This is a genomic window from Paenibacillus auburnensis, from assembly GCF_927798115.1.
In the GTDB taxonomy this organism is placed as follows: domain Bacteria; phylum Bacillota; class Bacilli; order Paenibacillales; family Paenibacillaceae; genus Paenibacillus_AQ; species Paenibacillus_AQ auburnensis.
On sequence record NZ_CAKMMG010000006.1, the window covers coordinates 57,264 to 80,355 of the forward strand.

Sequence of the window (23,092 nt, forward strand, 5' to 3'; positions counted from 1 at the left end):
GGCCGATACCTCCCCAAACTTAATAGTTTTCATTATCGTGACACCGCCCTCCGGATTAGGAAGACGGTACAGGCGCTTGTACTTGCGAGTTCGATTTTAGGGCTTCCGTAACGATGCGACGCTGTTCGAAGCTGTGAACATCGGCATACCCGCTGGCCGGACTGGAACGTTCCGGACGGCCGATATACTGTACCGTGACATTCTGAGGGGCGATATTCCGCAGCCGGGGCTCGGTATAACTCCAGCCGCCCATGTTCTTCGGCTCTTCCTGTACCCAGATAATCTCCTGCAGCGAGCGGAAGGAGTTCAGGTGGGCCGCCAGCTCCCGTTCCGGGAACGGGTAGAGCTGCTCCAGCCGGAGAATATGAAGCCAGGACCAATCCCGGTCCCCGGCGGCTTCAAGCTCGGTTTGCAGATCAATGGCTACCTTGCCACTGCAGACCACCAGGCGTTTCACCTCAGCGGGCTTGCTGCCCAGCAGCGGCTCCGGCAATACAGCCTGGAAGCCTCCGGAGGCAAGCTCGGATCCCGGAGAGGTGCTGCGTGTGTTACGGATCAGACTCTTCGGCGCCATGATTACCAGCGGCTTAGCGTCAGGTTGCCCGCACAGAGCCGCTTGGCGGCGCAGCAGATGGAAATACTGCGCAGCAGTGGTCAGGTTCGCTACGGTCCAGTTCTCTTCGGCGGAGAGCTGCAAAAACCGCTCCAGACGGCCGCTGGAATGCTCCGGCCCCTGTCCTTCATAGCCATGCGGGAGCAGGATGGCCAGGTTGCTGCGCTGTGTCCATTTGGCCCGTCCGGCGGAGATGAACTGATCGATAATGACCTGCGCGGCATTGGCGAAATCACCGTACTGGGCTTCCCAGAGGACGAAGGTCTCCGGGGCGAACACATTATAGCCATATTCATAGCCGAGCACCGACGCTTCCGAGAGCGGGCTGTTATATACCCCGAAGGAAGCGGAAGAGGATGTGAGCTGATGCAGCGGAGAGAAGAGGGCCCCTGTCTCGCTGTCATGCAGTACAAGGTGGCGGTGGGCAAATGTGCCGCGCTGTGAATCCTGTCCGCTGAGGCGGATCGGGGTGCCGTCCTTCAGGATAGTTGCGAAGGCCAGCGTTTCGGCCAACGCCCAATCTACCCGCTCACCATCCTTGAGAGCATCCTTGCGCCGCTGGAGAATCCGCTCCAGCTTAGGATATACCTTGAAGCCGCGGGGTGCGGTCAATAGCTCCTGGTTGATCTCCTGCAGGCTGCTGAGCGGAACCGCTGTAGTACGCGGAGCCTTGGATTCCACATCAAGCGCCACTGCGGTTTTGGACTCTGCATTTTTGTGCTTGCCTTCTTTCATAGACTCAAAGGCTGCCTGCAGTACGCTTTCTGCCTCGGCATTCATCCGCTGCACATCTTCCGCCGAAATGATCTTCTCGCTCTGCAGCCGTTCGGCGTACACTTTGTAGACCGTCGGGTGATTCCGGACCTTGCTGTAGACAATCGGCTGAGTGGTATCAGGGTCGTCCATCTCGTTATGGCCGTGACGGCGGTAGCCGATCAGGTCAATCACGAAATCTTTTTTGAACAGATTGCGGTAGGCACTTGCCAGACGGACGGCTGAGATACAAGCTTCCGGATCATCAGCGTTGACATGCACAATCGGAATTTCATAGCCCTTAGCCAGGTCGCTGGCATAGTGGGTAGATCTGGAGTCCTCGCTTTCGGTCGTAAAGCCAATCCGGTTATTGACGATAATATGCAGGGTGCCGCCGTTCTGATAACCTTTCAATTTGCCGATATTAAGTGTTTCCGCAACGATGCCCTCGCCCGGAAAAGCGGCATCCCCGTGCATAAGAACAGCCATAGCTTTACTCGTGTCGAGCTTCGGCAATCCCGGTGTGCTCCGGTCCTCCTGCGCGGCACGGGTGAAGCCTTCAACCACGGGATTCACGAATTCCAAATGGCTCGGGTTGTTGGCCAGCGTGATCCGTGTACGCACGGTTTCTCCCTGTCTAACTGCACGGTCTGCACCGAGGTGGTACTTAACATCGCCGGTCCAGCCGTAGTTGATGCCCATGGAGCCTTCGGATGGAAACAGCTCTTTATTCGGGGAGTGATGGAACTCTGAGAAAATAATATCATACGGTTTGCCCAGAATGTGAGCCAATACATTCAGGCGTCCGCGGTGAGCCATCCCCATCAGGATATGCTCTGCACCGTCATGGGCGGCCGCACGCACGACTTCATCCAGCATCGGTACCAGGGCGTCATTGCCTTCCAGACTGAAGCGTTTCTGGCCGACAAAGGTCTTGTGCAGGAAGGTCTCGAACTGTTCCACCTGAATCAGCCGGTTCAGCAGCTCCTTACGTTCACTGTTGTTCAGGGGAGCAGGGGAGCTAGTGGATTCTGCCTGACTGTTCAGCCAGCGCAGCTCCTTCTCGTCATGCACATGCCCGAATTCATAGGCAATAGTCCGGGTATAGGCCTGAAGCATGCGCTGAACGGCATCCCATGCGGTCTTGACATCTCCCGGAGCGTTCTCCCAGATCAGCGAAGCAGGCAACGCCAGCAGATCTTCACGGGTCAAATCATAGGTTTTATAATCCAGCCACTGGGCCATAGGGTTTTCCCCACGGTCCAGCGGATCAATGTTGGCGGCCCGATGGCCATGTATGCGAATATTAGCGATCAGCTTCGAGGCTCTTACAGCCTTTTTCAGCCACTCTGCATCCCCTGATATGGAAGGCTGCGGTACCTGTGTCGTATCCAGATCCAGTGGAGGAGGGCCGGAGGTGGTAAAAAGATCGCGGTAATTAGGTTCTACTGAAGATGGATCATTGACGAACTGCTCATATTTCTCTTGAATATAACCTAAATTCGGTCCGTAATAATTGCTCCAAACGGATTCATTATAAGGTCCTTTGGCTGCCATGAATACATCCTCCTAACGGATGAACCCCACATGCGCCCAAACAGCACCGGCGTTAGGTGGAGCCTCGATGTTTGCGGTTTCATTCCTTATCCTATTGTGCTACTTTAAGGGCGGCTAATCAATTCATACTTTGCTCTATTCCGTTCGCAAAACGGCATGATTCAGCCCATGATTGATGCGGAACGATCATATATTTTTTTAGTGTTTAAAATTCTAAAAATTGGGTATATGGTTTAATAAATATATAGGTAAATAGTTTCAGGCTGGTTTGGGTCCTAAGGGGTAGAATTGGGCGAATACCTATTTAATTTACACAAATTGTTACAAATTCAAGCTGGTTTTTTCAAATTCTTTTCATTGAAAGTTTCCACAAAGCGACACATTTTTTGAGCAAGGCATTATATAATGTTATTGCGGATAACGGTTTCATGAATTCTAGCCAGATCCTTTCATGTGAAGGATCCAGTAAAGGGTAAACCTCGCCGAAAGGCAGGGACACAAAGTCTCGGGTCTAATGTAGAAATACTACGACGGCCGGACTGCCTGGGGACGCAAAATCTTAGGAGGAGATTTCTTGGATATGTCCAACCAGGGGAATGATGGGGAACTGCAGGCAGTAGATCTGGATTTAGAATGGGTATATTTGATGATGTCGGCCAAGAAGGCCGGCCTCAAGGTGGATGAGATTCGCCAGTTTTTAAGTCAAAAAACGTTGCAGGTAATGTGAGATGGAGCTGACCGGACGATACATACAGAAAAGGGCACAGCGATAGAGATGCTGTGCCCTTTTCTGTATGGCCGGGGAGGGTGGCGTCACTTTAATCCTTTTGCTCCAGCCGCCATTTCTGATAATCCAGAAATTCCTTGAATTCCCGTTTGCTTATCCCTGAAGCCATAGCCTCCTGTACGAGCCGGAACCATTCTCCGTCGAGTGAAGCCTCCTGTGACTCCTGGGGTTCGCCATACAGCAGTGCATGAATAGATACCTGAAGCGCATCAGCGATCTTTTCGATGAATTGGATAGAGGGGTTGGATTGAATATTTCTTTCCACATTGCTTAGGTATGATTTCGCCACGTCAGCCTTGTCCGCCAGCTCAGATAAAGACAAACCCTTTTCCAAACGGAGATGGTGGATGCGACTTCCCATATTATCTGGCACGATTAAAACGCCCCTCCGTTACTTTTTGTTAACAGTATAGCAAATTTTCTCATAGCGGACAAAAATCATTGTTTGATTGTCATGGGCTGCGGTCCGTGTATTTAAAAAGGCATATCCCGCCCGGGTTAGGGAAGGATATGCCTTTTTGGTGAGTTTACCTCGACTATTTAAGTTCTCCTAAACCTTGTTTAGCATTGAAGGTCCAGGTAAGGTCCAGTTTATCTCCCTGGAATACGTTCTGATCCTGACCGTTGTCTACAAAGACGAAGGCTACCTTGAAGACCTTGGATTGTCCGGCTGCGATACCGCCAGGCAGTGCGCCGGTGCTGATCAAATCATAGTTAGCCGTGTTCTTCAGATCCTTAAGGGAGATTTCACCGATGACAAAATTGGTGATGTCGCCGCTGACATAAGTATCTTTGAGAAGTTTGACTTTGAAATGGTCACCCAGATCCTGTCCTGCGTTATTCAGGCCGGCATCGGTTACCGTGTAAGCGCTAGCCAGTTTCAGCTCCTTGATATCGAGTGTGCCGCTGTTTTGCAGAGTGAAGTTGCGGACGGCGATGTCACCAGGCTTGAGGTTGCTGAGGTTAACGATTTCCGACGGGCTGGTGTTCAGATCCAGTGTTCCTGCTGCGAAGGTGGCTGTGCTCTGTGCAGTATCGCTGAAGTAAGCGAACGTTCCTCCTCCGATTAAAGACAATCCCAGTGCCGCCGATGCAATACCCAGACCCAGTGTTTTTTTGATACCCATAATATAAATTCCTCCTCGGTTATGTTTTTATTATTGAAATGCAGGGTTTACTTAAATTCGCCGGCTCCCTGGCTGGCTTCGAAGTTCCAGGTAAGCTTCAGCTTGTCGCCCTGGTAGTAGTTTTGCGGCTGGAAGGTTTCTTTGAAGGCAAATTGAACGGTGAGCTTATCCTCCGTACCCGCTTTAATGCCTGATTTTTCGCCTCCAAGCACGGTGCCCAGTAATTTTCTGGCTACGAGATCCGGGCTCTGGCTCTCCAGATCGGCGAGCGAAATGACAAGAACCTCCGGCTGTTTTTTGTCGTTGTTATTCAGGAAAGTAACAATAATATCATCCTTCAGATTATGGCTGCCGTTGTTGTTGTTCGTGTCCGTCACTGCGGATGAAGTCTTCAGCAAGACCTTAGGAATGTCGAGGGAGCCGTCATTTTTCAGTTTGAAATCTCTGGTGATCAGATCGCCAGGCTTCAGATTGCTGAGATCAACAATGACAGCAGGGTCAGAGGTGAGGCTTAGAGTTCCGTTGTTAAATGCAGCCGTACTCTGTGCGGAATCGCTAAAGTAAGCGAAAGTGCCTCCGCCGACAAGTGTCAGGCCAAGCGCTGCGGAAGCAACGCCGAGGCCTAGTGTTTTTTTAATATTCATTAGTTCATCCCTCTCTCATAGATCTTTTTGACAACAGGTGTACCGTTAATTATTGTGACTCCGCGTTTCGTAAACGGGAGATAACAATCGGTTATTGAAGCGGCATGGTTTCGGGGCCAGCCGGCGCGGCTGCGGCGCTTTTCTTTTCAAGTGCGGAAACGGCCTTCCAGGAACTGTAGAGTGCATAGAGCAGCAGCAGGAGACCCGGTATAATCATCAGCATGACACTGCCTGCTTTCGAAACCGCGAAATTCATCGCGTATCCCACATAAGGAACCGTTACTCCTGTATATTTCCCTACGACATTCGTTGAGCTGACCGCAGCAGAATCCGCAGCATCATTGTTATCGCCTTTGGTTGTGTAGGTAGCTTCACCCGTGGCAGTGTTTACAGTGGCATCGATGACCCGGTGGGTGATCAGAATATTCTCGGGATTCATAAATGTGATGACGTCGCCCTTTTGGAACCGGGTCATATCGCCGCCAGGCTTGATAGCAACGATGGAGCCGGTATGGATGCCGGGTTCCATGGAGCCGGACAGGACGGTTTTGATCTGATAGCCGAAGAAAGCCGGTTCGCCGCCGGAAGCTTTGGAGATCACAACGGCAACAACCACAAGCAGGAAAACAAGGGACATTAGCAGGGTCAGTGCTGTGCTGACTATTTTTTTAATACGCATTATTCATCGCCGCCTTTACTGGGTTCTGTGACCGGAACAGGAGAAGCTGCGGGAAGTTCCGGTACGGTATTGTCATTTTCGGTTATGTCCTGAACAGGCACTGCTGCCGGTGTTGGAGACGGATCGGGTGTATCCACGCCTGAAGCAGGGGCGTCTGGGGCGACAGTGTCTGGAGCGGCGCTGGTGTCTGGCGCCGGCTTATCCTCTACAGGCTTATCTTCTGCCGGCTTGCCGTTGTCCGGCACCGCAGGGACGGTTATCTCTGGGTTTCCTTCTCCCGCTTTAACAACCGGGGTCTTGTCATCTGCAGGATCTTTACCGTCCTGCTTGTCGTCATCAGCTTTGTCCGCCAATGCTTCTTCCTGAAGCTTTGCCTTGGCATCGGTGATTTCCAGCTGCTGATTTTGCAGATTGCTTACTGCCGAGGACAGGCTGCTCCGGGTAGAGGTTAGATCAGCATTCAGCTGCTCATAGGCCGCCTGCAATTCGGCAGAAATATCAGGCTGTGCTTCATATGCTTTGGCCACGAAGTCAAGCAGCTCGCTGCCGCCGGAAAAGCGGGAGTGTTCCTGCCCGAGTAATCCGCGGTCAGGATTGCCTGGCGGCAGCGCACTGCCGGTTGTATGAATGGAGCTCAGATAACCCACAATTTCGTTGTAAGTATTCTTGAGCGGTTCGGACAATACTCCGCTTTGGGCAGAATCCAGTTGCATTTGCCCGAAAATCTGTGCATCGCGGATTTCCAGACAATTGGGTTCAAGATGGAGCATATAGCCCCAGGCCTGATGCAGAATAGATGCCGCACTGCTGGCCTCCTGCAGAATCTGCTGCCAGATCCCGAGGTTGGTGTTGAGCTGTGCATCTATTGCCGCAATGGCGGAAATCGCAGAGGAAATCTGTGCTGCTACAAGCTCTGCGGCCTGATCCAGCTCATCCGGAGACAGTGCTGAGAGGTCCGCGGGACCTGTGAACTCTCCGGCCGGGCTGTGGCTGGCAAGAGAAGACTTAAGTTCGATGATTCTGTGGATGTGCCCTGACAGCTCCGAGAGCAGCTGTTCAATCTGTCCCGGGAAGACGGAGCAAAGCTCTATGCTGCTGGGTTGCTGCAGCGAGGTGTTGTACTCTCCGTAGGTACTGCCGATCTGACCGGAGGTGTACAGGACAAGAACGGATACAGCCATACCGGATTGCAGAATACGAAGCCCGGTTTTACTTGGTTTTTTTTTACGCCGTCTGGCGGATCTGGGGTACAAAGGCCAGCCCCCTCTCATGGCTTTACAATCATTCATTCGTTATATTCGTTCTTTATTAAGAACAATTTGATAAGGAAATCATACACCGTCTGCCGGGGAAAAGAAAAATGTGAATTAAGCCTAAAAGTTCTTAATAACGCACAATAATGGAGTATTATCTTTGAATTACTGCTATTATCGCTGTTTTACGCAAAATATTCTTTATAAAGAACAATTATTTGCACCTGGCGGATCGCCAATAACGCAAAGCAGCGGTTCTCCAATGCCTGGAGAACCGCTGCTTAGTTTCAGTAGATAAGTGTATACGTCCGGATTTGTTTAAAACGTAGAAACATTCTGCCTCAGGCCGGCTGGGCGGTTAGGGAAGCTTTTCTCCGCGTGAGCTTACATACAGGTCATACCATTCCTTGCGGGTCAGCTCCAGCTGGTCCGCACCTGCGCAGGCGGCAATCCGCTGCGGATTCACCGTTCCGATGACCGGCTGAATGGCCGCCGGATGGGTCATCAGCCAGGACAGGACGATGGCCTCAGGCGTCGTATTCTTCTGCCGGGCAAGCTCTTTGACCAGCGCGGCCGTATTCACGACATTCTCCGGCTGGCCTTCAAGTGAACGCCCGCTGAAGCTTCCTTGCGCCAGCGGCCCCCAGGCCTGCAGCTGGATGTTCTCCATGCGGCAGTATTCTATGGTACCCTCCGGAAAGGTAATATCCTTCCAAGGCTCGCGGTTTACGCTGACCATGGCATCAAGCCAGCTGATTTTGGCCAGACTCATATGCAGCTGGTTGACGATAAAGGGTTCGTCACAGTAATGCTGGAGCAGCCTGATCTGAGCGGCGCTCATATTGGAGACGCCGAAGTGGCGCACTTTTCCTGACACTTTGAGCTGATGCAGCGCTTCAGCTACTTCTTCGGGGTCCATCAGCGGATCAGGACGATGCAGCAGCAGGATATCAATATAGTCTGTCCCGAGGCGGGATAAGGTTCCGTCGACACTCTTTAGAATATGCTCCCTGGAAATATCGAATGTATTGGTGGTGTCTCCCGGTTCAATCAGCTTGATGCCGCATTTGGATTGTATAATGATCTCCTCGCGCAGTCCCGGCCGGTCCCTAAAAATCTCCCCGAATACCTTCTCCGCTTTACCGCGGGTATAAATATCGGCATGATCAAAAAAATTGATGCCGATCGACAGAGCAGCTTCAACGGCTTCATGTCCTTGTTTGATATTCTCAGCTGTAATCGGTTCATGGTCCCAGCCTCCGCCCAGCCCCATACATCCTAAGGCTATGCGGCTGGCGGGAATCCCGCGTTTGTTAAGTGGCAGCGTTCTCAGCAAGAAGTATCCCTCCGTCACAATGAATTGAAGAATCAGGGAATATTGTACACCTTTAGAAGCCGGTGTGGTATTTTTTGTCGCTGGAGGAACGGTGCTTCGTGCCTTCCTTATCCTTCTCCTCCTGCTTTTCCAGTGTTAAATCCTCCATCGGAATCGGATCGACGTTTTGCTCGCTTTCATGCATGTCGAACAGGCTGGGCTTGTCTGTCGGGTATTGCTCCGGATGGTCGCGCTTGTCTCCCTGCAGCTTTTTTTCCTCGTGCGGCTTCTTGTTTTCGTTCATGCTTGTTCCCTCGCTCTCATTTTGCAGTTTTGTTCGTTAATACACGCAATAGGCTGCGGTTAAACAGCAAAGAGGCCCCGGGGGCCTCTTCTATTCCTTGCTTATAACGACAGCGGGGTTCCGAAGTCGTTCAATTTGCGTGCCGCCACATCCTGGTAGAGACGTTTCAGCCAATTCAGTTCAGTAAGACTGTGCTCATATCTGCCGTACATCAGATGAAGCGCCGAACGGGGGACGACAGAAATATGGTCTTCGTACACCTGGTAGGCATAGTTAACCTGATGTTCAATTTCCCGGATCCGTTCCTCCAGTACCTTCTCGACTTTATCCTGATTGATATAGCGTGAGAGGGCCAGGGCCATATAGAGGGGATGAAAGACCAGATCGACTTTCTTAATCTGCTGCAGAATAAGCTGCTCGAACAAGGCCTTGCCCTTATCGGTAATGCGGTAAATCGTCTTGTCTGGACGGTCATTGCTGCGGATCGTCTCTACAGCTTCAATATAATCATCCTCAGCCAGCTTATCGACAGCGTAGTAGAGGGAGCCCATCTGCAGCTTCATCATCTGATCATACATTCGTTCCTTCATAATGAGTGTGATCTCATAAGGATGCATATCCTTCTCCTGAAGCAGACCGAGGATCACCAGTTTCATGGACATCGCCCGTTACCCGCGTTCAGTGGAGGGCTGAGCAGCCTTGGGCTGAACTGTAAGGCGGTCTTTCGGCATCAGGAATACAAAGACTACGCCCAGCACTGCAGGAATCAGCGCCCACATAAAGGTATGGGAGATGGAATCGGATAATGCCCCTGTAATCTTATCCAGTACGGCAGCCGGAATCTTGGCTCTTGCCTCCGGTGTCAGAGCTGCGCGCGAATCGCCAAACGAAGCGGATTCTGCACTGCCGCCAAAGGCATCACTAAGGCTGTTCGTGAAGCCGTTGCGCTGGATAATTCCGAAGATCGTAATACCGAGCGTCATGCCAAGCGAGCGCATGAAGGTGCTGGTGGATGTAGCTGATCCGCGCTGGCGCATATCGAAATGATGAATGGAGGACATGCTGAGCACGGAAAAGGAGAAGCCTACACCAAATCCGGTCAGCGCCATGAAGATATTTAGCATCAGTCGTGAAGTGTCAGGCGACAAGGTGCTTAAGCAGAAGACGCCTGCCAGGAAGCAGACAGCCGACAAAATCATAATATTACGGAAGCTGGTTTTGGTGGTGAGCAGTCCTCCGGTCTGGCTGCCGAGGACGGTGCCGATCATCATCGGCATCAGGATCAACCCTGAATTAGTAGCCGAGCCGCCGTAAACACCCTGTACAAAGATAGGAATATATACTGTGGCCACGATAAAGGTCGAGCCGTAGAACAAACCGATTACGCTGCTCGTTGCGAACAGGCGTTTACCAAACATGGCGAAGGAGATGACCGGTTCAGAAGCGAAACGCTCGATGAAGATGAAGGCAATCAGCAGGACCGCGAAGCCGGCAAACAAGCCGAGGATAGCCGCAGAATCCCAGGCATATTGATTGCCGCCCAGCTCCAATGCGAACATCAGGCAGATAATGGATCCAACAAGCGTAAAGGCTCCGCCCCAGTCAATGCGCTGTTTGGCATGGGAGACGGATTCCTTATAGGATGTCATAATCAAGGCAAACGCTACGATGCCGATCGGCAGGTTGATGTAGAATACCCACTGCCAGCTTAAGTAATCGGTAATATACGCACCGAGAAGCGGGCCGATGACGCTCGAAATGCCGAAGACGGCGCCGAAGAGACCGGTCAGCTTGCCTCTTTTTTGCGGCGGGTAGATATCGAAGACAATAGTGAAGGCAATCGGCATCAGTGCCCCGCCGCCGATGCCTTGGATGGCCCGGTAGATGCTGAGCTGTGTAATGCTGGTTGCCGTTCCGCACAGGGCCGAACCCGCCAGGAAGACGATAAGGCCAAAAATGAAGAACCGTTTGCGTCCGTACATATCGGACAGTTTACCGAAGATTGGCGTCCCGGCCATGACCATGACCATATAAGCAGAGGTTACCCAGACGATTTTGTCGAGTCCGCCAAGTTCGGATACAATGGTGCCCATAGCTGAAGCTACAATGGTATTATCCATAGCGGACATTAGAATACCAAGCAGCAGGCCGACAACTACGAGTTTAAGATTGCTTTCTTTAGTATGCATGCGTAGCAGGCTCCTTTTCCGTTGATTCTCGAAACAGTTTTTATTATATTCAAATTTGAATAGGGTAGCAATCATTATTTTTAAGGTATTTTAGTAGTGAGTATAGACTTAACACCAGGGTTGTATGCGGAAGGGAACTGGAAAGAGAAAGAGTGGATCGGGCCGGGGCAAAAAAAGAGCACCGCCGGGAGTCGGCGATGCTTTATACTGCAGTGTCTCCGGTGCGGTGCTCCCGGGTTTCGATGTATTCAATGAAAAATTCAGTGAGCTCCGGATCAAACTGGCTTCCAGCACAGGCCCGCAGCTCAATAATCGCTTCTTCAAAGGACTTGGTGGGCTGGTATGGCCTTTCGGTAGTCATCGCATCAAAGGAGTCGATAATGGTCAGCATCCGGCAGAGGCGGGGAATTTCTTCGCCCTTGAAGCCGTAAGGGTACCCTTTGCCGTCATAACGTTCATGGTGGAGCTCGATATAGGGGGCGAGTTCCTTGAATTTGTCATTGGTAAGCGCCATTTTTTTGCCCCAGGTGACATGCCACTTGACCATCTCCCATTCCTCGGGCGCCAGCTTGTCTTTCTTGTTAAGAATGTTCCAGGGGATTTCCAGCTTGCCGATATCATGAATAAGCGCGCCTAAGGTGAAATTCCTTTTAGATATGGGGTCGATGTCCAGCAATTCGCTGATATCCATAGCATAACGGAAGACGCGCTTGGAATGGCGGAAGGTCTCCATGTCCTTATACATGAACAGATTCAGCTGCTGCTCGATATCGCGCACATCCTGGCTGAAATCAAGCTCCTGCTCCAGCGGTGAATGCATCCCGTAGGTATGCACAGTATTTTTTCCTTGGCGTTTGGAATAATAGAGGGCCTGATCGGCCTGATCCACAAGCTGTGATTTATCATGGATGTCTAAGCTGCAGGCCGCAATGCCGGCTGAAAATGCAAGGCAGCCGAGCGGGAAAATTTCAACGCCATGGAAGCTGCTGTTGTTGAGTTTTTTGCGCAGCTGGTCAATATAATCCCGGGCTTGCAGGCTATCATATCCGGGCATAAGCAGGGTGAACTCTTCGCCTCCGTAGCGTGCGGCAACCGTTCCTGATTTCTGGGACTCGGTTTTGAGCATTTCTCCGACGAAGGAGATCAGCTTGTCCCCTTGAAGATGGCCGAAATGATCGTTATATTTCTTGAAGTCGTCAAGGTCAATCATCGCAAGCGACAGCGGCGCACCGGAGGACCTTGATTTCTGAATTTCCTGCTCCAAAACTTCCTCAAAGTAGCTGTGATTATATAATCCGGTCCGCTGGTCTGTATTAGCCCGGTCTTCGATGCTGCGGTACATGGCGAACAGTTTCTTGAAGGATTGGCTGAGCAGCACAGCGAGGCACATAAAGAGCATCAAGCCTAGGATCTGATTGTGATAGACCAGAACGGTCAACACAAGGGAAAGCGCTAAAGTGCAAAGAAAGACAAACACTGAATCTTTGATAATATCTTTGATCGTCTCGAAAAGTGTACCTCTGTATAAAATATAATAATACAAGCCGACCAGCAGGGTATTAGCAGCGAAATAAACCGTCAACACAGTGAGATACATAAATAACTGAGTGTTTACCAGTGCTCCAGGACTTCCTCCAAGGTATTGGAACAAAGCGGATGTTGCGGCGATCATGATGCAGTATATGGAAAAATTAGTAAGATGCTTCCACCAGCTCGTCTTGCGGTCGATGATAGAGAAGAATAAACAATTCATCAGGAGTACGGTCAGGGCAAAGCTGGTTCCAAAAGTGAAAATGCAGGCTAGATATACCGAGGAGTCCATCGACAACTCGTTGCCTTCCGGCGGGAGTTGTATCATAAAAAAGTTGAGAATAAGACAGGCGCCAGTCATTGCATAAATCCATACCCAGGTAGATGTTTCGTAATGGATAAACTCAAAACGGTTGGTATAAGAAAAGAGACTCATACCGATCAGGCATATGGAAAGTGCATACATGTGGCCTGAATCCAATGTTGCAGCATGAGATTTGAGTTTAGACATGATGACCCCTCTTTACATTTATCAGAATATTCCTTTTTACATAATAAAGCTTTTAGGAATAAATGAATAGCCGTATTGTAATGTAAAGAAAAGAAATAGGCGGGAAGCCCGCCTATTTCGCATTGTAGAATATTAGTTTCCGCCAATCTTGAAACCTGAAGTAAGAGCGATAATTACGGAAGCTACGATAATAGCATTGATCGCAAGACGGGAATAGCGGATGCCTTCCAGTTTCTTTTTCATGGGAGTCCCTCCTTATTTTATTTATTTTTGGGTTTTAGCGGCTTATCCCTGCACTTTGGGCTGCGATTTCAGGTCAACTGCGGCAGGTGTCATAATGTTCAGGAGGTATAGAAAAATTCCGAGATTCATTACAACATCTCCAATACTGATGGCCTGCGTCCGCGGATAAGGGCTGGATAGGGGGATAATGTCGCCGAGAAAAGGCAAACGGGTTGAAGCATCAAGCAGAAAGTGCTTGGTGACAGCATCGCCGCTTTTTAACATCTGCAGGTAAATCGGATCCAGTACAGACGCGGCCTCGACAGATACCGGCATTCTCCCCCCGTTGACAAGCATAACCAGAAAATTGAGGAATACGCCCGTCAAGATCAGCCAGAATCCTTTGTTGTGCCGGTTTAACCATAAAAAAATCAGCCCAACCACATACACAGCGATATAAATATACCCGCTGGCTGCGGCTACAGTGGACGACCGCTCCTGAATATCAAACATCAAAAATTGGAATACCAGCAGCAGGGGGAAAATCCAGCCTGCTTTGAGCCGGATGTTGCTGAACTGAACGAGGCCGTGTCTTAATCCGCCCCGGAAAAACCCTACTATCAGTCCGAAGATGATGCCATCGTACACCATTAAGCCTACCCGCCTCTGTTCAAGATTAGAAAATATGTAAATAATGGTTGTTCTTATGAATCTTTGATTCGCTGTTCTTCGCTATAAATCCTTTTTTTGTGCAGACAAAATTTTCTTGACATACCCCCACGGGGTATAATAAGATAAACCTGTAGCCAGGATAGAGGAGGTAATTTCGAATGGCACCGAACGAAGATAAGCAATCCTCTGCATCATGCGATAGCGGCTGTCATACTCCAGGTGAACGGAAGAGTCATCATTCGGCGGAATTTAAGAATGGACTTGCTACCCGCCTGAACCGGATAGAGGGTCAGATTCGCGGTATTAAAGGCATGATTGAACGGGATACTTACTGCGATGATGTACTGAATCAGCTCGCGGCAGTACAGGCTGCGCTCGGCGGAGTCGGAAAGCTGCTGCTGGAAGGGCATATGAGAAGCTGCATTATCGAGCGGATCGAAGCCGGAGAGCATGAGGTTATCGACGAGCTGCTGATTACGGTCAACAAGCTTATAAAATAGGGCGATAAAGGTTAACAGCCACCACTACATTTATAGGAGGGTTTATCATGTCAAATGTAACATTAACTGTAGAAGGAATGTCCTGCGGACACTGTGTCAGTGCTGTAGAGAAAGCCGTAAGCGGCCTGGGTGCTGCTGCTAAAGTTGACCTGCAGGCCAAGAAGGTAGCGGTCGAGTACGATGAGAGCAGCGTAAGTCTGAACGATATTAAAGCTGCTATTGAAGATCAGGGATACGACGTAGTGTAAGCCGGTTTCCGGCGTTTAAGGCTTGGAGCCGGGATCTTCATGTGATCCGGTGGCGTCCACGCCTTTTCTTTTTCACATTATTATACCCCATAGGGGTACCTGGAGGTGCGAAGACTATGGAAAAAACGGCAGAATCCGGCCTGCAGCAGGCGACCCTGCAGATTACAGGCATGACCTGCTCCGCCTGCGCGGCCCGGATTGAGAAAGGGCTGTCGCGCATGGAGGGGGTATCGCGGGCCAATGTAAATCTTGCACTGGAGCAGGCGACGGTGGGCTTTGACCCTGCGGTTGCAGGTCTTCCGCAAATTGAAGAGAAAATCCGCTCACTTGGCTATGATACGCTTAAGGAATCGGCGGATTTTGATATCACCGGCATGACTTGTGCGGCCTGCTCGGCCCGGATCGAGAAAGTGCTCGGACGGATGCCCGGCATTGCGGCGGTGAACGTGAATCTGGCGCTGGAGACGGCGCATGTGGAGTATACTCCCGGCAATATCAGCACCGCAGATATTATGGAGAAAGTCAGCAGCATCGGCTATAAAGCGTCATTGAAACAGGACCGCAAAGAGACAGCCGACCAGCGGGGCCAGGAAATTATACGCAAGCGCAACAAGTGGATGATCTCGGCGGTTCTGTCCTTTCCGCTGCTATGGGCAATGGCCGGCCACTTCGCCTTCACCTCATGGATTCCGGCGCCGGAGCTGCTGATGAATCCCTGGTTTCAGCTTGCACTTGCTACCCCGGTACAGTTCATTATCGGCTGGCAATTTTATGTGAGCGCGTATAAAGCGCTGAAGAACGGCAGCGCCAACATGGATGTGCTTGTGGTGCTGGGAACCTCGGCGGCGTATTTTTACAGCTTGTACTTGACGATAGCCTCCCTCCGGATGAGCGGGATGAGCCATACGGTAGATATGTATTATGAGACCAGCGCGATTCTAATTACACTGATTCTGGTAGGCAAATGGTTCGAGGCCTTGGCGAAGGGACGTTCCTCTGATGCGATCAAAAGCTTAATGGGTCTGCAGGCTAAGACTGCACTTGTTATCCGTAACGGGGCTGAGATCAGCATCTCTGTTGAAGAGGTGATACCAGGGGATATTGTGCTGGTGAAGCCGGGAACCAAGATCCCGGTCGACGGTGAGGTTATAGAGGGACTCTCCTCGGTTGATGAATCTATGCTGACTGGTGAGAGTATCCCTGTGGAGAAGAAGCCTGGTGATACGGTGATCGGTGCCACTGTGAACAAGAACGGGATGCTGAAGATTAAGGCCAACAAGGTAGGGCGTGATACTGCACTGGCCCAGATTATCCGAGTAGTGGAGGAAGCGCAGGGCTCCAAAGCGCCGATTCAGAGGATTGCCGATGTCATCTCCGGTATTTTCGTACCGATTGTTGTCGCCATTGCGGCGCTGACGTTTGTAATCTGGTATGTGTGGGGAGCGCCAGGCCAATTCGCCGATGCGCTGGAAAAAGCCATAGCAGTACTTGTTATTGCCTGCCCTTGTGCTTTGGGCTTGGCGACCCCGACTTCAATTATGGCAGGGTCCGGCCGAGCTGCTGAATTCGGAATTCTGTTCAAAGGCGGTGAGCATCTGGAAGCTGCACAGGGTATCCAAACCGTCGTGCTGGATAAGACAGGAACTGTGACCAGCGGAAAACCGGTGCTCACAGATATTATTACCACTACCGGAATCCCGGCCCACGGTAAAGTGCTGGCTGAGAACCGCCTGCTCTCCATTACGGCGGCAGCCGAGAAGCTGTCGGAGCATCCGCTGGCGGATGCCATCGTAGCCGGTGCTGCCGGGCGGAGCCTTGAGCTGCCGGTAGCTGAGCAGTTTCAGGCCGTACCCGGCAGAGGAATCTCTGCGGTGGTTGACGGGATGGCAGTGCAGGTCGGGACGCGCCGGATGATGGAGGAGAGCGGTGCAGAGACCGGGCAATGGACCCCTCTAATGAAGCAGCTGGAGCAGGAGGGCAAGACGGCGATGCTGGTGTCGGTGGATGGCGGTATTGCCGGCATTGTAGCAGTTGCTGATACGATCAAGGAGACCTCGAAGGCGGCTGTGGCAAAACTGCATGAAATGGGTATTGAAGTGGTGATGATTACCGGCGACAACAAACTGACCGCCGAAGCTATTGCCAAGCAGGCAGGGATCCGCTCGGTGCTTGCTGAGGTGCTTCCCGAAGGCAAAGCGGCCGAAATCCGCCGGCTGCAGAGCCGCGGTAACAAGGTGGCAATGGTCGGTGACGGAATCAATGATGCGCCGGCGCTGGCCACGGCAGATACCGGGATGGCTATCGGCACTGGAACCGATGTGGCCATGGAAGCTGCGGATATTACCCTGATGCGGGGCGATCTGATGAGCATTCCCGATGCGATTCTGATGAGCCGCAAGACCATGGCCAATATTAAGCAGAATTTGTTCTGGGCACTGGCTTACAATACAATTGGGATACCGATTGCTGCACTGGGCTTTCTGGCTCCATGGCTTGCCGGGGCTGCGATGGCATTCAGCTCTGTATCGGTTGTACTCAACGCGCTGCGGCTGCAGCGGGTAAAGCTGTAGCCAGAGGCCGTACTTAAGGAGCGATATTTATGAGTGAAGAACAACAATTGACCGGGGGGAGTGTCAGTAATGATACACTCTCTCTATTAATGAAGCATGCCTCCGTCCGCCAGTTCCTGGACACACCTGTAAGCGAGGAACAACTGGCTGCCATTATCGGAGCCGCGCAGATGGCTTCAACCTCAAGCAATGTTCAGGCCTATAGTGTTATTGCGGTTACCAATCCCGATCTAAAGGCACAGCTCTCCGGTTACTCCGGCAACCAGGCTTATATTGAGCAGTGTCCGGTGTTTCTGGTCTGGTGCGCCGATCTGTACAGGCTGCATGAAACAGCTGGGCCGCATCTGGGAGATACCCCTTCTTACGAGGACACCACGGAGAATCTGATTGTGGCCACTGTCGATGTTGCCCTTGCCGCACAGAATGCGGCCATTGCGGCCGAATCACTGGGCCTCGGAATTGTCTATATCGGCGGTATCCGCAACAATAGCGCTGCAGTGTCTGAGCTGCTGGGCCTCCCGGAGCTGGTCTATCCTGTGTTCGGCATGTGTCTGGGTACTCCCGCCGGAGCGTCCGGCCTGCGTCCTCGGCTGCCGCTGGCGGCCGTGCTGCACCATAACGGCTACGATAAAGAACAGACCAAGGAACAGGTCAAGCTGTATGACAAGGTATCCAGCCAGTATATGCTGGAGCGGACCGGCGGGCAGAGTGATATCCCTTGGTCGGCGATGATGGCGAAGCGGCTTGCCGAGCCTGCCCGGCTGCATATGAAGGAATTTCTGCAGGATAAGGGATTTATGAAGCGGTAAGTGCTCTCCGGGAATTCCTTATTGGAAGAGCATATATTATTGGAAAATATAAATAGCACAGGCAAGCATGGCATATCCGGAACCGGAAGCCATGCTTTTTTGTGCTGTTTGGTGGCCAATTCCCGGGAGGCGCCCGTTTTCCGCGAGAACAAAGGTGAAAATCCCGTTGATTCCCGGGGAACGCCCTTTTTTTCAACCGGAGGTGACAACTGTCAGTTTGAAGAAATGACAGTCCTTACTAATGTCATATCGCCGCTCCATATATTATTGGGATATGAAGATTAAGGACACGGGGGGATCGGATATGGAGCATGTAATTGAGATGGAGCAGGTCAGTAAAGTATTTCACGGGAAAAGAGCAGTTGACGGCATCAGCTTCACCATCGGCAAGGGCTCGGTTACGGCAATTCTTGGGCCCAACGGAGCGGGCAAAACCACGATGCTGTCGATGCTGCTAGGCTTGGCCGAACCAACGGAAGGGCAGGTCCGTATATTCGGCTTACCACCCAAACATGACGCGGTCCGGGAGCGAAGCGGAGCGATGCTGCAGGAGGTAAGCGTTATGGACCGGCTCAAGGTACATGAGATTATTTCGCTGATCCGCAGCTACTATCCGCAGCCGCTGGCGGAAGAAGCACTGTATGCAGCGACAGGGCTGGAAGCGGCTGATCTGAAGCGGTATGCCGAGAAGCTGTCAGGCGGGCAGAAGCGCAGTCTTGGCTTTGCTTTGGCGCTGGCAGGAAATCCAGATCTGCTGTTTCTGGATGAGCCGACGGTAGGGCTGGATACGACAGCACGGCGGCGGTTCTGGGAGACGGTACGCGGACTTGCCGCGCAAGGTAAGACCATTCTGTTTACCACGCACTATCTGCAGGAGGCTGAGGATATTGCCGACCGGATTCTGCTGTTCAGCAGGGGGGCGCTGGTCGCTGACGGCAGCCCCGAGGAGATTAAATCGCGGCTGGTGCAGCGTTCATTGTCTTTCCTGCCGGAGGGAGATGCCGGGGAGCTGAGAAGGCATCTTGAGCAGCTGGCAGTGATTAAGGAAATCAGCGATCGGGACGGCCGGATTCATGTGACAACAGACAATACGGATGAAGCGCTCAGGGTTATTTATACCGGCGGGTTTGCGGTGAAGGATGTGCGGATAGATCAGGGAAGGCTCGATGCAGCTTTTGAACAATTAACCTTAGAACCGGAGGCGGTACAGCCATGAAGATGAAATTACTGATGAACCAATGTAAGGCGGAACTGCTGCGGATCCTGCGCAATCCCTATTACGTGTTCTGGTCCCTGATCATGCCGATTATGTTCTACTTTATCTTCACCAAAGTCGTGAATACGGGAGTAGAGGATGCCGGGCAGTGGCAGGCGCACTACCTGATGTCCATGTCGGCGTTCAGCGTGATGGGTTCATCCATTATGACACTCGGCATCCGGCTGGTTCAGGAACGCACCCAGGGCTGGAATACCTTCATCCGGATCACGCCGCTGCCGTCCTCTGTTTATTTCTTCGGCAAAATGTTCGGGCAGACGATCATGCATCTCTTCTCGGTTCTTTGTATTTTTGCAGCTGGTTACCTGATGAACGGAGTGTCGCTTAGTCCGGCGGAGTGGCTGCTTAGCGGCCTTTGGATTGTAGCCGGCGCACTGCCGTTTATGGCTTTGGGGACATTGATCGGATTCATGAAGCGGGTCGATACAGCCAGCGGTGTCAGCAATGTCTTATATATGGCGCTGGCGCTGTTAGGCGGGATGTGGATGCCGCTGGATATTCTGCCGCAGACGGTTCAGCGGATTGGAAAATGGCTGCCCTCTTATAACTATGGGGACGGGGCGTGGAGAGTGGTACAGGGAGGTCATCCGCAGTGGGGCGGGGTGCTGATTTTACTCGGCTATCTGGCAATATTTATGCTACTATCTGGATATATCCGAAAAAAACAGGAAGCGGTGTAATCCACGATGGCACGAAAACAGTTTCATATGTTTCCCCAACGATTCGGTTTTTTCCCGTACGTATGGCTGCTCTATCTGCTGATGCCGGCGTTTAACCTGCAGATGGAGCACGGAGTTAAGCTGCTGCTCGGGGTTCTCATGCTGGTGCTCTTCGCCGTTACTTACCGCCAGTTGTACTGGGCAGGCGGCGGGAGAGTTTTTCATCTATGGCTGGGGCTTCAATTGCTGCTAGTCGTCGTGCTGAGCGTATTCTACACCCCTTATAATTTTTATCTCGGCTTTTATGCCGCGAACTTTATCGGCTGGTATACAGATAAGACATTATTCCGGCGTGCCTACACAATGTTCGCCCTGTCTGTTCTGCTTCCGCTGCTCCTCTCTATGCGAAGCATGGAGCTGAGCAGTCTGGTATTCCTGTTCCCGTTTCTGCTGATTATGCTGGTCTTTCCCTTCGGCGCCCGTTCTCTGACCAGCAACCGGCTGCTGGAAAGAAAGCTGGATCAGGCGAACGAGGTAATCAAAGAAATGGTAAAACGCGAGGAACGGATGCGGATTGCCCGTGATCTGCATGATACGATGGGCCATACCCTGTCACTGATTACGCTGAAGAGCCAGCTCGTCGAAAAGCTGGCTGCGAAGGACCCTGAACGTGCGCAGGCGGAGGCGCGCGAGATTCAGCGTACCTCCCGCGCCGCGCTGCGCCAGGTGCGGGAGCTGGTGTCCGAGATGCGTGCCGTATCCGTAGCGGAAGAGCTGGCGGAAGCCGGGGAGATGCTGCGTTCGGCAGAGATTGCTCTTGAAGTAGAAGGCGATGTATCCCTGGAGGGAATATCTGACCTGACGCAGAATATTCTGAGCCTCTGCATCAAGGAGGCGGTGACGAATATTGTGAAACACAGCGGAGCGGACCGGTGCAGGATCATTATTGGAATTACGGAAGGCGACGTACGGATTACCATTGAAGACAATGGGATCGGCCTGCGTCAGGCCGGTGAAGCTGGCGGAGCCTACCGCGCGGGTAACGGGCTAAAAGGGATGGCAGAGCGGTTGTCGCTGATGGACGGTTCTTTGACGCTTAGCCCAGGCGGCACCAGAGGCACCTCGTTGTCCGTGGTAATCCCAAGAATCGTGAAAGAAGGAAAGGAAGGGGTAACTGCATGATACGTATCGTTATTGCCGAGGATCAGCGTCTCCTTCGCGGCGCAATGGCCTCGCTCTTGGAGCTGGAGGATGATATTGAAGTTGCAGGCGAGGCTGGTGATGGAGCCGAGGCGCTTGCCTTAATTGAAAGAATCCAGCCCGAAGTCTGCCTCATGGACATTGAAATGCCGCTAATGAGCGGGCTTGAGGTAGCGGAGCTTCTGCGAGAAAGGGGGGTTCCCACCAAAATCATCATCCTGACCACCTTTGCGCGGCCGGGGTATTTCGAACGGGGTGTGAAGGCCGGGATTCAGGGGTATCTGCTGAAGGATGAGCCGGTAGACAAGCTGGCCGACGCGATCCGCCGCGTAATGCAGGGGCATCGTGAAGTCTCCCCTGAGCTGGTCTTCGGCAGCCTGCGGGAGGAGAACCCGCTGTCGGAGCGCGAACGCGAAATTCTGAAGCTGGCCGGCAAAGGCCAGTCTGCGGGTGACATTGCCAGCGGGCTGCATCTCTCCTATGGCACTGTACGCAACTACATCTCGGAGATCCTCAGCAAGCTGGAGGTCAAAAGCCGGATCGAAGCGGTGCGGTTGGCGGAGGAGAAGGGCTGGATTTAACGGTTATCATCCGGCCACTCCAGGCAAATACCGGGATTTATTTACATAACAAAAGCACTGCCGTCAGGTTAAATTGGACGGCAGTGCTTTTGTTCATAGGGGCAATTGCGGCGGGCTGATCAAGCATGAAGTATGCAGCCGGATTACTTCCTATCCTTTGACTGTTCCTCCCGCATCCACTGCGCCAGCTGGCGCTTCAGCTGCAGGAATTCCGGCGAATCGGTAATCTCCTCGCGCCGCGGCCGCGGAAAGGGGATATCCACGGTGTGCAGGACCGAGCCGGGACGCCCGGAGAACACGTAGATGCGGCTCGAGAGCAGCAGTGCTTCTTCGATGTTGTGGGTGATGAACAGCACGGAGCGGCGGTTCTCCTCCCACAGCTCCAGCAGCCAGCGCTGCATGTCGCTGCGCGTCAGCGCATCCAGTGCGCTGAACGGCTCGTCGAGCAGCATTAGTTCCTGCGGTGCGAGCAGCGCCCGCAGGAAGGCGGCCCGCTGCTGCATGCCGCCTGACAGCATGTGCGGGTAGGCCTTCTCGAAGCCGCCGAGGCCAACCTTGGCCAGCCAGCGGCGGGCGTTGTCCCGCGCTGCAGCCTGCGGCTCGCCCTTCAGTTCCCCGGCGAGCAGGACGTTGTCCAGGGTGCTGCGCCAAGGGAACAGTGCGGGCTGCTGCGGCATGTAGCTGATCTCGCCGCGCTGTCCCGTCACGCTGCGCCCATTCATGCTGACGGTTCCGGCATCCGGTGCCTCAAGACCGCCGATAATGTGGAACAGGGTGCTTTTTCCGCAGCCGGAGGGTCCAAGGATGGAGACGAATTCCTGCGGCTCCACCGTCAGGGACACATTGTCCAGCACCCGGGTGCTGCTGCGACCCCGGGTGAACGTCTTGGAGATGCCGCTGACCTCAAGGGCTGGCGGCAGCTTCTGGACGGCAGTGCGGTCTACCGGACTTGCTGGACCCGAAGGGCTTGCGGCCCCCGCCTGTGTTATTCCGGCATCTATTTGGTGAGACATGGAGTATGTCTCCTTTCCGGTAAATTCTGCAATGCGATACAAGCTGGTGGTGTGCGGAAAGAGCGTTTCTCGGGCTTCTT

General features: G+C 52.5%; 23 protein-coding genes and 1 riboswitch. Of the genes, 10 read left to right on the plus strand and 13 right to left on the minus strand.

What is annotated here, in order from left to right:
• Positions 1–55: 55 nt before the first annotated feature.
• Positions 56–2,923 (minus strand): 2-oxoglutarate dehydrogenase E1 component, encoded by a 2,868-nt coding sequence (locus L6H70_RS19165; protein ID WP_236335644.1) that lies wholly within the window; start codon positions 2,921–2,923, stop codon positions 56–58.
• Between the two features lie 461 nt (positions 2,924–3,384).
• Positions 3,385–3,470, plus strand: a riboswitch (cyclic di-GMP riboswitch).
• Between the two features lie 33 nt (positions 3,471–3,503).
• Between L6H70_RS19165 and L6H70_RS19170 the strand changes: the two genes are divergently transcribed.
• On the plus strand, positions 3,504–3,650 hold the full coding sequence (locus tag L6H70_RS19170; protein WP_236335902.1) for an anti-repressor SinI family protein: 147 nt from the start codon (positions 3,504–3,506) through the stop codon (positions 3,648–3,650).
• A 91-nt stretch (positions 3,651–3,741) separates the two neighbouring features.
• Here the strand turns inward: L6H70_RS19170 and L6H70_RS19175 are convergent, their stop codons facing one another.
• From L6H70_RS19175 to L6H70_RS19225, 11 genes are all read right to left on the minus strand, one after another.
• Positions 3,742–4,071: a helix-turn-helix domain-containing protein gene (locus L6H70_RS19175; RefSeq protein ID WP_236335903.1), complete on the minus strand. Its 330-nt coding sequence runs from the start codon at positions 4,069–4,071 to the stop codon at positions 3,742–3,744.
• Positions 4,072–4,246: 175 nt separating this feature from the next.
• Positions 4,247–4,837 carry a TasA family protein gene (locus tag L6H70_RS19180; RefSeq protein ID WP_236335645.1) on the minus strand — a complete coding sequence of 197 codons (591 nt, stop codon included), beginning with the start codon at positions 4,835–4,837 and terminating at the stop codon, positions 4,247–4,249.
• Positions 4,838–4,884: 47 nt separating this feature from the next.
• Positions 4,885–5,481 carry a TasA family protein gene (locus L6H70_RS19185; protein WP_236335646.1) on the minus strand — a complete coding sequence of 199 codons (597 nt, stop codon included), beginning with the start codon at positions 5,479–5,481 and terminating at the stop codon, positions 4,885–4,887.
• Between the two features lie 91 nt (positions 5,482–5,572).
• The gene (gene sipW / locus L6H70_RS19190; protein WP_236335647.1) at positions 5,573–6,160 is read right to left on the minus strand and encodes a signal peptidase I SipW; all 588 of its coding nucleotides are present in this window, start codon (positions 6,158–6,160) and stop codon (positions 5,573–5,575) included.
• Entirely contained in the window at positions 6,160–7,413 is a 1,254-nt protein-coding gene (locus L6H70_RS19195) for a hypothetical protein (RefSeq protein WP_236335649.1), read from the minus strand. Before L6H70_RS19195 ends, sipW begins: the two co-directional genes overlap by 1 nt.
• Positions 7,414–7,771: 358 nt before the next feature.
• Positions 7,772–8,749: an aldo/keto reductase gene (locus tag L6H70_RS19200; RefSeq protein WP_423802857.1), complete on the minus strand. Its 978-nt coding sequence runs from the start codon at positions 8,747–8,749 to the stop codon at positions 7,772–7,774.
• A gap of 52 nt (positions 8,750–8,801) precedes the next feature.
• Positions 8,802–9,032, minus strand: a complete 231-nt coding sequence (locus tag L6H70_RS19205) for a hypothetical protein (RefSeq protein ID WP_236335651.1) — start codon at positions 9,030–9,032, stop codon at positions 8,802–8,804.
• A gap of 101 nt (positions 9,033–9,133) precedes the next feature.
• A complete protein-coding gene (locus tag L6H70_RS19210; RefSeq protein WP_341482754.1) occupies positions 9,134–9,688 on the minus strand; it encodes a PadR family transcriptional regulator in 555 nt (184 codons plus the stop codon).
• 12 nt (positions 9,689–9,700) lie between these two features.
• Complete coding sequence (locus L6H70_RS19215; RefSeq protein WP_236335654.1) at positions 9,701–11,221, minus strand: MDR family MFS transporter; 1,521 nt, start codon at positions 11,219–11,221, stop codon at positions 9,701–9,703.
• 202 nt (positions 11,222–11,423) lie between these two features.
• Complete coding sequence (locus L6H70_RS19220; RefSeq protein ID WP_236335655.1) at positions 11,424–13,262, minus strand: bifunctional diguanylate cyclase/phosphohydrolase; 1,839 nt, start codon at positions 13,260–13,262, stop codon at positions 11,424–11,426.
• A gap of 285 nt (positions 13,263–13,547) precedes the next feature.
• Complete coding sequence (locus L6H70_RS19225; protein WP_236335656.1) at positions 13,548–14,135, minus strand: DUF5317 domain-containing protein; 588 nt, start codon at positions 14,133–14,135, stop codon at positions 13,548–13,550.
• Between the two features lie 179 nt (positions 14,136–14,314).
• On the opposite strand from L6H70_RS19225, the gene L6H70_RS19230 reads away from it, so the two are divergent.
• From L6H70_RS19230 to L6H70_RS19265, 8 genes are all read left to right on the plus strand, one after another.
• Positions 14,315–14,656 carry a metal-sensitive transcriptional regulator gene (locus L6H70_RS19230; protein WP_236335657.1) on the plus strand — a complete coding sequence of 114 codons (342 nt, stop codon included), beginning with the start codon at positions 14,315–14,317 and terminating at the stop codon, positions 14,654–14,656.
• A 47-nt stretch (positions 14,657–14,703) separates the two neighbouring features.
• Positions 14,704–14,904, plus strand: coding sequence for a copper ion binding protein (locus tag L6H70_RS19235; protein ID WP_236335658.1), 201 nt, complete (start codon positions 14,704–14,706; stop codon positions 14,902–14,904).
• Positions 14,905–15,020: 116 nt separating this feature from the next.
• Positions 15,021–17,474 (plus strand): heavy metal translocating P-type ATPase, encoded by a 2,454-nt coding sequence (locus L6H70_RS19240; RefSeq protein ID WP_236335659.1) that lies wholly within the window; start codon positions 15,021–15,023, stop codon positions 17,472–17,474.
• A 29-nt stretch (positions 17,475–17,503) separates the two neighbouring features.
• Positions 17,504–18,283 (plus strand): oxygen-insensitive NADPH nitroreductase, encoded by a 780-nt coding sequence (nfsA, locus tag L6H70_RS19245; protein WP_236335660.1) that lies wholly within the window; start codon positions 17,504–17,506, stop codon positions 18,281–18,283.
• A gap of 304 nt (positions 18,284–18,587) precedes the next feature.
• Complete coding sequence (locus L6H70_RS19250; RefSeq protein ID WP_236335661.1) at positions 18,588–19,499, plus strand: ABC transporter ATP-binding protein; 912 nt, start codon at positions 18,588–18,590, stop codon at positions 19,497–19,499.
• Between the two features lie 2 nt (positions 19,500–19,501).
• Positions 19,502–20,239: an ABC transporter permease gene (locus tag L6H70_RS19255; RefSeq protein WP_236335905.1), complete on the plus strand. Its 738-nt coding sequence runs from the start codon at positions 19,502–19,504 to the stop codon at positions 20,237–20,239.
• Between the two features lie 6 nt (positions 20,240–20,245).
• Positions 20,246–21,400: a sensor histidine kinase gene (locus L6H70_RS19260; RefSeq protein ID WP_236335663.1), complete on the plus strand. Its 1,155-nt coding sequence runs from the start codon at positions 20,246–20,248 to the stop codon at positions 21,398–21,400.
• Entirely contained in the window at positions 21,397–21,999 is a 603-nt protein-coding gene (locus L6H70_RS19265) for a response regulator transcription factor (RefSeq protein WP_236335664.1), read from the plus strand. The genes L6H70_RS19260 and L6H70_RS19265 overlap by 4 nt, the downstream gene beginning before the upstream one ends.
• Before the next feature lie 143 nt (positions 22,000–22,142).
• On the opposite strand, the gene L6H70_RS19270 is transcribed toward L6H70_RS19265, so the two are convergent.
• Positions 22,143–22,892 (minus strand): ABC transporter ATP-binding protein, encoded by a 750-nt coding sequence (locus L6H70_RS19270; protein ID WP_236335906.1) that lies wholly within the window; start codon positions 22,890–22,892, stop codon positions 22,143–22,145.
• On the opposite strand from L6H70_RS19270, the gene L6H70_RS19275 reads away from it, so the two are divergent.
• On the plus strand, positions 22,804–23,007 hold the full coding sequence (locus L6H70_RS19275; protein WP_236335917.1) for a hypothetical protein: 204 nt from the start codon (positions 22,804–22,806) through the stop codon (positions 23,005–23,007). The two genes, L6H70_RS19270 and L6H70_RS19275, sit on opposite strands and share 89 nt — an antisense overlap.
• Positions 23,008–23,092: the final 85 nt, after the last annotated feature.

Bases quoted from the DNA above. Each gene is read 5' to 3' on its own strand.
- L6H70_RS19165 (WP_236335644.1), bottom strand. From the start codon at position 2,923: ATGGCAGCCAAAGGACCTTATAATGAATCCGTTTGGAGCAATTATTAC.
- L6H70_RS19170 (WP_236335902.1), top strand. From the start codon at position 3,504: ATGTCCAACCAGGGGAATGATGGGGAACTGCAGGCAGTAGATCTGGAT.
- L6H70_RS19175 (WP_236335903.1), bottom strand. From the start codon at position 4,071: ATGGGAAGTCGCATCCACCATCTCCGTTTGGAAAAGGGTTTGTCTTTA.
- L6H70_RS19180 (WP_236335645.1), bottom strand. From the start codon at position 4,837: ATGGGTATCAAAAAAACACTGGGTCTGGGTATTGCATCGGCGGCACTG.
- L6H70_RS19185 (WP_236335646.1), bottom strand. From the start codon at position 5,481: ATGAATATTAAAAAAACACTAGGCCTCGGCGTTGCTTCCGCAGCGCTT.
- sipW (WP_236335647.1), bottom strand. From the start codon at position 6,160: ATGCGTATTAAAAAAATAGTCAGCACAGCACTGACCCTGCTAATGTCC.
- L6H70_RS19205 (WP_236335651.1), bottom strand. From the start codon at position 9,032: ATGAACGAAAACAAGAAGCCGCACGAGGAAAAAAAGCTGCAGGGAGAC.
- L6H70_RS19210 (WP_341482754.1), bottom strand. From the start codon at position 9,688: ATGAAACTGGTGATCCTCGGTCTGCTTCAGGAGAAGGATATGCATCCT.
- L6H70_RS19215 (WP_236335654.1), bottom strand. From the start codon at position 11,221: ATGCATACTAAAGAAAGCAATCTTAAACTCGTAGTTGTCGGCCTGCTG.
- L6H70_RS19220 (WP_236335655.1), bottom strand. From the start codon at position 13,262: ATGTCTAAACTCAAATCTCATGCTGCAACATTGGATTCAGGCCACATG.
- L6H70_RS19225 (WP_236335656.1), bottom strand. From the start codon at position 14,135: ATGGTGTACGATGGCATCATCTTCGGACTGATAGTAGGGTTTTTCCGG.
- L6H70_RS19230 (WP_236335657.1), top strand. From the start codon at position 14,315: ATGGCACCGAACGAAGATAAGCAATCCTCTGCATCATGCGATAGCGGC.
- L6H70_RS19235 (WP_236335658.1), top strand. From the start codon at position 14,704: ATGTCAAATGTAACATTAACTGTAGAAGGAATGTCCTGCGGACACTGT.
- L6H70_RS19240 (WP_236335659.1), top strand. From the start codon at position 15,021: ATGGAAAAAACGGCAGAATCCGGCCTGCAGCAGGCGACCCTGCAGATT.
- nfsA (WP_236335660.1), top strand. From the start codon at position 17,504: ATGAGTGAAGAACAACAATTGACCGGGGGGAGTGTCAGTAATGATACA.
- L6H70_RS19250 (WP_236335661.1), top strand. From the start codon at position 18,588: ATGGAGCATGTAATTGAGATGGAGCAGGTCAGTAAAGTATTTCACGGG.
- L6H70_RS19255 (WP_236335905.1), top strand. From the start codon at position 19,502: ATGAAATTACTGATGAACCAATGTAAGGCGGAACTGCTGCGGATCCTG.
- L6H70_RS19260 (WP_236335663.1), top strand. From the start codon at position 20,246: ATGGCACGAAAACAGTTTCATATGTTTCCCCAACGATTCGGTTTTTTC.
- L6H70_RS19265 (WP_236335664.1), top strand. From the start codon at position 21,397: ATGATACGTATCGTTATTGCCGAGGATCAGCGTCTCCTTCGCGGCGCA.
- L6H70_RS19275 (WP_236335917.1), top strand. From the start codon at position 22,804: ATGGAGACGAATTCCTGCGGCTCCACCGTCAGGGACACATTGTCCAGC.